Genomic DNA, 10,528 nt, shown 5'->3' with positions numbered 1-10,528 from the left:
ACACACCCCACCCAAAGACACAAAACCCCAGGTAAAATAGCGAAAACCACCACAAGCCACCACAGGAGAATCACTCCTTACGGTTCTGAAGCATCCAGAACCGAAGACTTGCGATGGTTTTCCGCACCGCGCGTTTAACTAGCACCGTGCGCTTAGCCGTTAGCCATTGACCAGAGGCCAACAATCACTAGCTAACCCGTTCAACAGAAGCGCCAAGAGAATTGAGTGTCTCTACGAAGCCCGGGTAACCACGGTCGATGTGATAAACATCGTGCACCTCAGTGACGTCACCTTCTTCAGTACACAGCCCAGCAAGCACTAGTCCCGCTCCGGCGCGAATGTCCGAAGACCACACAGGTGCGGAACTCAGCGTTTCCTTTCCGCGAATCATCACGTGGTGGCCATCGATAGTCGCGTCCGTGCCGAGGCGAATCATCTCGTCGACAAACCGGAAGCGCGACTCAAAAACGTTCTCGGTAAGCACTGACGTCCCTTCGGACACCGCGGACAGAGCAATGGCCATGGGCTGCATGTCCGTCGGAAAGCCTGGGTATGGCAGCGTTTGATAGTTCACACCCTGCGGACGCCTGTCCATACGCACGCGGAAGCCCTGCGGGTAGGTCTCGACCTGAGCGCCTGCGTTCTTCAGTTTTTCCAGAGGAAGGTGCAGGTACTTAGGGTTAATGCCAACGACCGTAATATCGCCGCCGGTCATCGCTGCAGCATAAGCCCAGGTCCCTGCGATAATTCGGTCGCCGACAACCTTGTGCTCAGTCGGGTGCAGCTTCTCTACGCCCTCAACCGTGATGGTGTTAGATCCCGCACCCGAAATCTTGGCGCCCATCTCCACGAGCATCTCGCACAGGTCGACAATTTCGGGCTCACGGGCGGCGTTATCCAGCACAGTCGTACCTTCCGCTAGTACGGCCGCGGTCAGAATATTCTCGGTCGCGCCGACGGACGGGAAGTCCAGCTTGATGTTCGCCCCCTTGAGTCGCCCCGCCTCAGCCACCACGCAACCGTGGTGAATATAGGTGCGTGCTCCCAATTTCTCCAGGCCAGCCTGATGCATGTCCAGCGGGCGGGAACCAATAGCGTCACCACCGGGCAGTGCGACAATCGCGTTACGGGTACGCGCCGTCAGCGGCCCGAGCACACAGACCGAAGCGCGGAACTGGCGCACGGCATCGAAATCGGCGTGATGCGAGAGTTCTTCGGGCACCGTGATTTCAATCCGGTCGCCCTCGCGCGTCACGGAGCAGCCGAGCCCTTCGAGGACCTTTTGCATCAATGGCACGTCGTCAATTTCAGGGCAGTTCGTCAGTACTGTCGTGCCCTCGGCGAGAAGCGCCGCACCCATCAGTTTCAGAACCGAGTTCTTCGCCCCGGAAATCTGAACCTGACCATTTAGCGTCGCTCCGCCTTTAACCAGAAATCGCTCATTTCCCACTCCCCCAGCCAACCACATTTCGCAATATCGCGCTTAGGCTTGAAGCTATGAGCGTTCATCTAACTCGCATTTACACTCGCACCGGCGACGACGGCACCACTGGATTATCCGATTTCAGCCGCGTTCCCAAGGATGATTCTCGCCTTATCGCCTACGCCACGTGCGAGGAGGCCAACGCCGCACTCGGCCAGGCGCTCAGTTTCGGCACGCTTGACGACGAAATCTCGGCTGTCATTCGCTACGTGCAGAATGACCTATTTGATGCCGGAGCCGACCTGGCAACACCTATTGAAGAAAACCCGAAGTACCCGCCGTTGCGTATCGAGCCGGATTACATCGAGCGACTCGAGCACTGGTGCGACCAATTCAATGAACAACTGCCGAAACTGGATTCCTTCATCCTCCCGGGAGGCACACCAGCCGCAGCACTGCTACACACAGCTCGGGTGATTACTCGCCGAGCCGAGCGTGCAGCATGGGCTGCCTGCCGCGAATTTCCCGAAACCACCTCAGTCCTACCGGCGAAGTATCTCAATCGCTTGTCTGACCTGTTGTTTATTCTTTCGAGAGTGGCCAATGACGGAAACGACGTTAAGTGGATCCCCGGTGGTGAGCGCGAAGCCCAGCGGCAAGCAGGGGGTAAGTAGCGGGTCAAGTAGCAGAACTGACTACCCCAATACCCGCGGGTTTGGGCGCAAAGGAACCGTCGTCAAGCGGTTTACGGCAGTGCGCCGATGCGACGGGCCGCGTTGACGGCCTCGTAGCGAGTGTGGGCGCCCAGCTTGCGCATCACGGAGCGGAGGTAGGACTTAACCGTCTCGGCACCGATGCCCATTTCCTCTGCGGCCTCGACGTTGGTGTGACCGAGGGCGACACAGGCGAGAACATCGAGCTCACGAGCCGACAGCTTGGTGGTCTGCTTGACGCGAACCGGGGTGACCATCTGATCGCAGAGCACCTCGAGCTCCTGGCGCAGCTTCTCATCATCCACACGGTTAGCGAGCATGCGCAGCTTGGAGTGCGTGGAGCGAACCTGCTCCCACTCAGCGCCATTCATGATGCGGCCGCCCTTACCGTTGCCCGAACGATCCATGTTGCGGCAGGCATCGACGACAGCGAGGTCCTGCTCCAGGCAACGGGCGGTCATTGTGACCTCTTCAAGAACCTTGTCCCCCAGGCGCACCGAGGAGTGCACGCCACCGTAGAGCACGCCACGGACAAGACGCGAAACGATCACCGGCACGGCGACCAGCGAGTGCAGGCCTTCGTCACGAATCTTGTCGTCATACTCATGGGTAATAACCTTGGCGCGCAGGTAGTCACTGACACCCACCGGGCGGCGCGTGGCCAACACGCGACCACCGACACCCGCACCCGATTCCACAGTCAGATTCTGCAGGGCCGGAGTACGCAGGCCAACCCAGTTGTTGATCTGCATCTTAGAGTTATCGGTGACTTCCGCATACATTGTGACCGGAATACCAGTCGCATTCTTTAGGGCGACCAAGGACGACTTAATAACCTCATTGTCGTCCAGAATGCGGTGGGGATCCATCTCGCGTCCTCCTGCGTAACGGGCAAATTGCTTCACTGGCACCCACAGAGGCACCATCAGCCTGTGACTTCGCGCCGACTTACACTCCTACGAAATGGCCAACTACCGCTCAGCGGCCACTGACCCTTTCGGGGGCTGTAAACCGTACAAAGTAGATAGTACCCTCCGAACGGGTACACCTGCATTAAGGCATCCGTCACACAATCTTAGGAAACAACTAGGTTTCTCTACAAGTACGTAAAGAAAATACCAGGATAAATCCTGTCATTAGCCCCGCCTCGGCCGAATAAATACAAGGCAGGGGGTAGCTATTTTTCCGCTAACAAACTGCGTGAATGTTGATAACAGAGGGTAATGAACGGCGTTTTACCCCCAATGCGGACATTTTCGAAAAAGACCTTCGCTTATTTTGCATCGTGCGCTATTGTCATACATGCAACAGGTTTTGTTGAGTTCCACTTTCAATGCTACGTCCTCCACGTGGTTGTCCGAAGGTGGTGCACAGCAAACGCAAGAGGGAATCCGGTGCAATTCCGGAACTGTCCCGCAGCGGTAATCTGGAACAAAATTCGCCAACGGCACTGAGGTTATTTCAACCTTGGGAAGCGGCGAAAAGTAGGAAAATTGATAATAAGGATCTGCACGTAAGCATTGAAGCTTGCGGCAGTCGTCATCCCCTTATTGTCGGTCACGCCAGAAAGTCCGAATACCTGCCTGATGCGCCGAGGGCACTGCAAAGTGCCACGGCCACGGAGATCGCCCGCGGACAGGTGTGACGTGAAATGGAAGCGAAGAAATGCGACAGCTTCGCCTATATTTCTAGGCCTATTTTCATAGGCATTACGCCCTGCCCGCGGGCGCTTTTCTCATTTTTATCGTGGTTTAGCTGCACATATCGATGAGCTATTCACCAACCAAACCGCTCGCCTAAACATCCTCTGGATGGCACACATCTCGCCCAATCGCCTTGGAGACCACGGGCGCCCAGGGCAAAGCCAATCGAGCATGTTCGACCAACCGTCGATCGGCCAAAATTTCCTCTTTGGAGCCAACTCGCAGTTTGCCGTCGGCAAGCACTGCTGCCCTATCGGCGAAATTCCACGCGAAGTCGATGTCGTGCGTGGCGACGACGACGGCAGTGCTCTGATCGCGCAATTGATTGAGCGTGTGTGCAAGCTTTCGGGTCGCCTGCGGATCGAGGCCGGCGGAGGGCTCGTCGAGAAGCAGCACACGCGGATGCATCGCCAGCGCACCAGCGAGAGCGACGCGCTTGCGCTGACCATAGGAAAGCTGGTGCGGAACGCGTTCGGCGAGATCGGTGATCTCGGCGGTACCTAGAGCCTGCCGGACGCGCCGTTCGACTTCCTCGTTCTTAAGCCCCAGGTTGACGGGACCGAACGAGACGTCTGCAAACACGCTAGCCGCGAAGATTTGCTCATCCGGATCCTGCGTGACCATCTGCACTGAGCGACGGACCGCATTGCGGCCGTGCCGGGAGTACGTGTAGACGGTGCCGTCAAGGCGGACCTCACCACTATTGGGCTTAGACGCTCCCGCGAGCATACGCAACAGCGTGGACTTGCCAGAACCGTTTGCGCCCAACAGCGCTAGGCGCTCGCCACCCGAAATTGCCAGATCCACGCCTTTCAGGACGTGGGTTTCGTCGTAAGCGTATGTAACTGCAGCCGCTTCGACAATGACACCGTTGGCACCATGTACGTGATCAGCGCGATTTTTCCTGCTGCTCGACATCCCTATACACCCCATTTCAGCAGCGCCCAGGCCGCAATCAACGACAAAAGTAATGCACTGGATATCACGATGAACTTCGGCTGCCTGGGCCGCGAAATCACCAGTACTTTCATTGCGCTCGGATCGGCGCGCAGCTCGATTCCCTCTTGCATCTTGCGCGCGCGGGTAAAGGCAATGACAAAGAGGCTGGCGGACTGTGCCGCTACATCTCGGATCATCGCCCGGCGCGTGGAGTGTCCCAAGCGTCGTGCTTGCGCTTCCGTCATCGAGTGTGCGGAGTGAATCAGCACGCCGGTCATCCGGTAAATCACCTCGGCGAGGTACGTCAAGTATCGCGGCAAGCCGTGCTTGTCGAGCCAGGCAATGAGCTCCGAAATCGGAGTGGTCAGCGCAAAGACCATCGTGCAGCTGATACCCGCAAACGAACGCATCACAACCTGCGCCATTCGCTGCGGGCCATCCGGCGACCACGCGAGACCGTCGGGAGTAAGCGCTACCAAAAGCGGAAACGCGCCGACGAGCACAAAAGCCGCCGGTGCCAGCACCATTGCCACATACAGCTTGCGGGGCACTCGGGCTATGTACGCAATAGACCAAGCAATGACCGCAATGACAGGCGCAAAGGGAATTGGCGGTAGCGCAACCGCCAGAATCAGCAGCCCACCGAGCAGCAGAATCTTTTCACCCACGTTGCGGCGTGCCCAAGCGCTGCGCGCCGCTGCAGCTTCTAGCGCATTCACTGCTCTTTCTCGCGCTTGTCCGAACGCGCAGCAGCCTTCCCTCGGTAGAAGCCAATAACGTAGAACAGGACGCCAGCACCGATAACGGCCTGGAGCGCGAACAGACCCGACTCGACCTCACCCGGCAGCTCGCCGACGAGTGGCTCGAACCACGGCTCGTAGTTCGGGTCGATTTCCTGAATTGTCTCCGTAGCGGTGGCATCAGTGCCGGCGAACGGCTCCTCGGCGTCGTCGTCCCCGTAGTTGAAGAACAGCGGGAACATGGCAATTACGACTACCAGGACAATGAGACCAACGCTGACCCACACGGAGTTCTTCTTCGGCTGGCTAGCTGCCTGTGCGTCGACAATCTGCGCGTTGTTTTTTGCATTCATAATCGTGCTCTCTTTCGCTTCTTTTCGCTTGACGACGGCTACTGCTTCTGGCCAGATACGGATGCAGCTGCCGCATTCTGCGAAGTGACAGATCCTGCAACAGCGTCAGCCGTGGCTTCTGCAGCTTTCGCCTCCAGCGCCGGTGCTGGCGCATCACCGAAGCGGGACAGGAAGCCGAGATCGAGGAGCTCAGAGTGTGCCACTGCCAGCAGGGTGCGCATGAGAATGACGGTGACCAGAGCCTCGATGATTGCCAGCGGAATCTGCGTGATAGCGAACAGGCCGAGGAATGTAGCCAGCGCGCCGCCAACACCGCCCGGGTTTGCCGGGTGTGCAAGAGCGAGCTGCATGGAGGTCACCACGTAGGTGGAGAGGTCAGCGAAGAACGCTGCCATAAACACACCTGGTAGTAGGCCTCCGCCGAGCTTTCGAGTCAATACGTAGAAGGCGTAGCCAACCCACGGGCCGACGATTGCCATGGAGAAGATGTTCGCACCGAGCGTCGTAATGCCGCCGTGAGCGAGCAAGATTGCTTGGAAGAGCAACACGATGGAGCCAAGCAGCGCCATCACCGGAGGTTTGAAGATTACAGCACCAAAACCTGTACCTGTCGGGTGCGAAGTGGAACCCGTCACAGATGGAATCTTGATTGCGGAGAGCACGAAGGTAAACGCACCAGCAGCACCGAGCAGCATGCCGCTACCGGGATGTTCTTTCATAGTGCGCTTGACTTGAATTGCGCCGTGAATGACAAAGGGAGCGGCAGCTACACCCCACCCAATGCAATGAGTAACTGGGAGAAATCCCTCAGCAATATGCATGATGTAAATCATCTTTCTACGGCGCTATTCACCTCGACAGCACCGCTCGACCGCCAATCCGCGGACGCGAATTGGATGATTTACAGTCGGTCTCCTGGCTGATGGGCTGAGGAAAGCTTCACACTTCTATTAATGCCTCGCCTCCTTCCCCAAAGGTTTGAGTCCCTCTGAGTGGCTTCGACGAAGCACCGCAATCGCTGAGTCCATTGTCTGCGTTTTTCGGTTATCACATATAACCGCTGTGCAGATAAGGGCCGCAATCGCGCCCAATCACAGTGGCGAGGGCCGCTGCCTATTCACAAGGCATTCCCGTGCACTGTAAATCACGTCTCAGAATAGTGGATTCTAAGAAACTTTAATGCTCTTTACCCTCACAATGGAGGTAAGGACGAGCGAGGCAATGAGACAGCGTTAACGTGGCAATAGCAGGGGCATTGCGAAAATAGCGGTGCGACTGCGACGGCGCCGGCCGCGGCGACTATGACGGTGGCGGCACCGGAACTGACAGCTTCCACTTCCCTACGCAAGCCATAAAATAGACGAACTGGTCTGTACTAATTGCAGGATCAGGCGTACACTACGGCTACACGCGAAAACTCATTAGGAAGTCCTCTGTGATTTCCGGAATGGATAAGATTAATGACTATTTATAACGATGTCACTGAACTGATCGGCAACACCCCGCTGGTTAAGCTCAACCGTGTTACCGAGGGCCTGCCGGGCAACGTGATTGCCAAGCTGGAGTTTTACAACCCTGCCAACTCGGTCAAGGACCGCATCGGCAACGCAATTATCGATGCCGCCGAGCGCTCTGGCGAGCTCAAGCCGGGCGGAACCATCGTCGAGGGTACCTCGGGCAACACCGGTATCGCGCTGGCAATGGTCGGCGCAGCCCGCGGTTACAAGGTCATTCTCACTATGCCGGACACCATGAGCCAGGAGCGCCGCGTCGTTCTGCGCGCATTTGGCGCTGAGCTTGTACTCACCCCGGGCGCGGATGGCATGCGCGGTGCTGTCGATAAGGCCAACGAAATCGTGGCTAACACCGACAATGCAATCCTGGCTTCCCAGTTCGCCAACCCGGCCAACCCGGCTATCCACGAGGCAACCACTGGTGAAGAAATCTGGGAAGCTACCGACGGCAAGGTTGATTACTTCGTGGCTGGTGTCGGCACCGGCGGCACCATTACCGGTGCTGGTCGCACGCTGAAGAAGCACAACTCGGACATCAAGCTGGTTGCCGTTGAGCCGAAGGCCTCCCCGCTGCTGACCGAGGGCACCGCCGGCCCGCACAAGATTCAGGGTCTGGGCGCAAACTTCGTCCCAGAGGTTCTCGATCCGGAGCTTCTCGACGAGATCATTGCGGTTACCAACGAGGACGCTATTGAGGTCTCCCGCAAGGTCGCTGCAGCCGAGGGCATCCTCGGCGGCATTTCCGCCGGTGCAAACATCAAGGCTGCTCTCGAGATTGCAGCCCGCCCGGAGTCCGAGGGCAAGAACATCGTCGTGATTGTTCCTGACTTCGGCGAGCGCTACGTCTCCTCCATCCTGTACGAGGATCTGCGCGACTAAGACCAAGCGCTATAAACGCCCGTAACCTTCTCTGCAGAGCCCGCTAGCTGGCACTTTCCGTCGGCAAGCGGGTTTTTTCATTGCCCACACTTCCGACCAGATAGAATTGACGCCCATGAGTGACTTTTTCCGAATCCTCAAAGAGGATCTGGACAATGCCCGCGCGCACGACCCAGCTGCGCGCAGTGATGTAGAAAATGCCATTGTCTACTCCGGCCTACACGCAATCTGGATTCACCGATTCTCGCACCGCCTCTGGAAACGAGGCGGGATTTCCAAGGGCATTGCACGAGTACTCGCACAGTTTTCCCGTTGGCTGACTGGTATTGAGATTCACCCGGGCGCTCAAATTGGCCGAAGGTTCTTCATCGACCACGGCATGGGCATCGTCATTGGTGAAACCGCAGAGATCGGTGACGGCTGCATGCTCTACCACGGCGTGACACTCGGCGGCCGCTCACTGGAGAAGGTAAAACGCCACCCCACCCTGGAGGACAACGTCACCGTCGGAGCAGGTGCGAAAGTCCTTGGCCCCATCACAATTGGCGCAGGCTCATCAATCGGCGCCAACTCCGTGGTCACCCACAGCTGCCCACCCGATTCCATCGTGATAGGAATTCCGGGCCGCGTACGCCCAGCCAAGCCCGACGAGCACAAGCCGTTGTGCGATCCGGCGGTGTACGTCCAGGGTGACGGGGACTTCATCTAGCCCCGCCCTAAAACTAGCTCTACATACAAAAGCCGACCGGCTGCTCTCCCTATCGTGAGCAGCGGGTCGGCTTATTTGTGCGTTCTTCGCCCTTCAGCGACTAGTCAGCCAGTAGATCCTGGTACTCCGGATTTTTCTCCACGAAGTTGGCAACAGCCGAGCAGCTGGTGCGAATCTTGCGGTTGTTCTTCCGAACATCATCCAACGCGCCTGCGATAAGCGGCTTGGACAGGCCTTGTCCACGGAATTTGCCATCTACAACCGTGTGGTCAAAGTCCAGGGCACCTTCCACCGGGGTGTAAGCGGCAAAGCCGGCCTCTTCTCCCTCTACGGTGAGAACATAGCGCTGACCGGCCTCATCATGCGAAATAGTGTGTGCCATTTTCGGAATCACTTCCCTCTCATGGTTGTGAAGCGTCGTCATTGCAAACGACTCTTAGGATGTAACCCAGATAACAGCTCTCGCTTCGGATTAATTCCGAATCCCGGCTAATTCTGCACTAGCGGGGGTTCGCCCGGGTGCTCGTCGGCACGCCCGACAGCGACACGGCACGGGACATCGCCCTTCGCGACCTTAGTCGCAGCCTCCCCCTCTGCCCACCCCGGGCTGACGGCCTCAGCGAGCGGGCCTGCCAGATCCGCCATTTCGCAGTGAGACAGCCCCGGAGCCACCACACTGATGCGGTAACGCTTCCGATCCCCCGGATCCATGCCCGGGTTGGCCTCCGCCCACAAATCAGCGAGCGAAGAGGTGCGCCCCACATCGGGCATGACATCCTCGTAGACGTTGACGTCCTGATCCGGAATCAGTTCCGCGAGCACCCCACGAACCTTCTCAGCAGCCGATTGGCTGCCCTCAGCATCCGTGTAGACGAAGATGCGCACGACCCACGGCAGCGTCTTATCGTCGGACAGCGTTCCTGCTGAGGCGAATTCCTTACTCATGCACAACATCCTATCCGCTAGGGTGTGTACGCGGTTTAATTTCCCCCACTTTAAGTTTTTCGCACGGCTCGATGCACTGTGCTTTACGACGATCCCCGCGACAAACACCTGGTAAAACAAAGAATCCCCAGCCCGTTTCCGGACTGGGGATTAATTGTGGCCAGAAGCGGGATCGAACCGCTGACCTTCCACTTTTCAGGCGGACGCTCTACCGACTGAGCTATCTGGCCAGACTTGAATTTAATCAAGTGGCGACCCTGACGGGACTTGAACCCGCGACCTCCGCCGTGACAGGGCGGCGCGCTAACCAACTGCGCCACAGGGCCTTAAATGCCGTGCTCAACTTTCTGGATTACCAGCGCTGTGCACGAGTTGTTACTCTACAGAACAGCGCTGAACATAAGCAAATCGCCAGTTCATGGCAGATATTTTAAGTTGAAAACTGACATCCAGCCCCGGGTCTCGGGGCAACCTAGACTGTGGCAAAAGCTCTCCCCACCAAACCCGGGTAAAGCCCCCCCCTCTCCCCCAGTGTCACTGATGCGAGTTACTGACTACGTTTATGGCTGGCGGCGTTGGGGCGATGCGAGTTACTGACTACGTTTATGAC

At 57.6% G+C, this 10,528-nt stretch carries 11 protein-coding genes, 2 tRNA genes and 2 riboswitches; of the genes, 3 read left to right on the top strand and 10 right to left on the bottom strand.

All coding sequences use genetic code 11. The annotated features are described in order from the left end of the window. Positions 1-187: 187 nt before the first annotated feature. Positions 188-1,450 (bottom strand): UDP-N-acetylglucosamine 1-carboxyvinyltransferase, encoded by a 1,263-nt coding sequence (murA, locus tag HMPREF2820_RS10590; protein WP_239272592.1) that lies wholly within the window; start codon positions 1,448-1,450, stop codon positions 188-190. Positions 1,451-1,497: 47 nt separating this feature from the next. Here murA and HMPREF2820_RS10585 point away from each other — a divergent pair, with 47 nt between their 5' ends. After that, positions 1,498-2,097: a cob(I)yrinic acid a,c-diamide adenosyltransferase gene (locus HMPREF2820_RS10585; protein WP_049173053.1), complete on the top strand. Its 600-nt coding sequence runs from the start codon at positions 1,498-1,500 to the stop codon at positions 2,095-2,097. Positions 2,098-2,168: 71 nt separating this feature from the next. Here the strand turns inward: HMPREF2820_RS10585 and ramA are convergent, their stop codons facing one another. From ramA to HMPREF2820_RS10560, 5 genes are all read right to left on the bottom strand, one after another. Beyond that, positions 2,169-3,005 (bottom strand): acetate metabolism transcriptional regulator RamA, encoded by an 837-nt coding sequence (gene ramA / locus HMPREF2820_RS10580; protein ID WP_005511953.1) that lies wholly within the window; start codon positions 3,003-3,005, stop codon positions 2,169-2,171. A gap of 475 nt (positions 3,006-3,480) precedes the next feature. Next, positions 3,481-3,738, top strand: a riboswitch (cobalamin riboswitch). Positions 3,739-3,932: 194 nt separating this feature from the next. Next, positions 3,933-4,757: an energy-coupling factor ABC transporter ATP-binding protein gene (locus HMPREF2820_RS10575; protein ID WP_070603977.1), complete on the bottom strand. Its 825-nt coding sequence runs from the start codon at positions 4,755-4,757 to the stop codon at positions 3,933-3,935. Positions 4,758-4,759: 2 nt separating this feature from the next. Then, positions 4,760-5,497, bottom strand: coding sequence for a cobalt ECF transporter T component CbiQ (gene cbiQ / locus HMPREF2820_RS10570; RefSeq protein ID WP_070549912.1), 738 nt, complete (start codon positions 5,495-5,497; stop codon positions 4,760-4,762). Continuing rightward, positions 5,494-5,871: an energy-coupling factor ABC transporter substrate-binding protein gene (locus HMPREF2820_RS10565; RefSeq protein ID WP_049173058.1), complete on the bottom strand. Its 378-nt coding sequence runs from the start codon at positions 5,869-5,871 to the stop codon at positions 5,494-5,496. Before HMPREF2820_RS10565 ends, cbiQ begins: the two co-directional genes overlap by 4 nt. A gap of 38 nt (positions 5,872-5,909) precedes the next feature. Beyond that, positions 5,910-6,692 carry an energy-coupling factor ABC transporter permease gene (locus HMPREF2820_RS10560; RefSeq protein ID WP_083307922.1) on the bottom strand — a complete coding sequence of 261 codons (783 nt, stop codon included), beginning with the start codon at positions 6,690-6,692 and terminating at the stop codon, positions 5,910-5,912. Between the two features lie 66 nt (positions 6,693-6,758). Then, positions 6,759-7,028, bottom strand: a riboswitch (cobalamin riboswitch). Positions 7,029-7,331: 303 nt separating this feature from the next. On the opposite strand from HMPREF2820_RS10560, the gene cysK reads away from it, so the two are divergent. Continuing rightward, positions 7,332-8,264 (top strand): cysteine synthase A, encoded by a 933-nt coding sequence (cysK, locus tag HMPREF2820_RS10555; protein WP_070603976.1) that lies wholly within the window; start codon positions 7,332-7,334, stop codon positions 8,262-8,264. Positions 8,265-8,379: 115 nt separating this feature from the next. Continuing rightward, positions 8,380-8,973, top strand: a complete 594-nt coding sequence (epsC, locus tag HMPREF2820_RS10550; RefSeq protein ID WP_070603975.1) for a serine O-acetyltransferase EpsC — start codon at positions 8,380-8,382, stop codon at positions 8,971-8,973. A gap of 100 nt (positions 8,974-9,073) precedes the next feature. Here the strand turns inward: epsC and HMPREF2820_RS10545 are convergent, their stop codons facing one another. The 4 genes from HMPREF2820_RS10545 to HMPREF2820_RS10530 form a co-directional block, all read right to left on the bottom strand. Then, positions 9,074-9,355: a GNAT family N-acetyltransferase gene (locus tag HMPREF2820_RS10545; RefSeq protein WP_042388192.1), complete on the bottom strand. Its 282-nt coding sequence runs from the start codon at positions 9,353-9,355 to the stop codon at positions 9,074-9,076. Positions 9,356-9,462: 107 nt separating this feature from the next. Further along, complete coding sequence (locus HMPREF2820_RS10540) at positions 9,463-9,918, bottom strand: hypothetical protein (RefSeq protein ID WP_070603988.1); 456 nt, start codon at positions 9,916-9,918, stop codon at positions 9,463-9,465. Between the two features lie 157 nt (positions 9,919-10,075). Next, a tRNA-Phe gene (locus tag HMPREF2820_RS10535) sits at positions 10,076-10,148 on the bottom strand. A 19-nt stretch (positions 10,149-10,167) separates the two neighbouring features. After that, positions 10,168-10,244, bottom strand: a tRNA-Asp gene (locus HMPREF2820_RS10530). Between the last annotated feature and the right edge of the window lie 284 nt (positions 10,245-10,528).

It is taken from the genome of Corynebacterium sp. HMSC064E08 (assembly GCF_001811805.1).
In the GTDB taxonomy this organism is placed as follows: Bacteria; Actinomycetota; Actinomycetes; order Mycobacteriales; family Mycobacteriaceae; genus Corynebacterium; species Corynebacterium jeikeium_D.
Note: the sequence above shows the minus strand (reverse complement) of the source record. Positions and strands in the feature narration are given on the sequence as shown.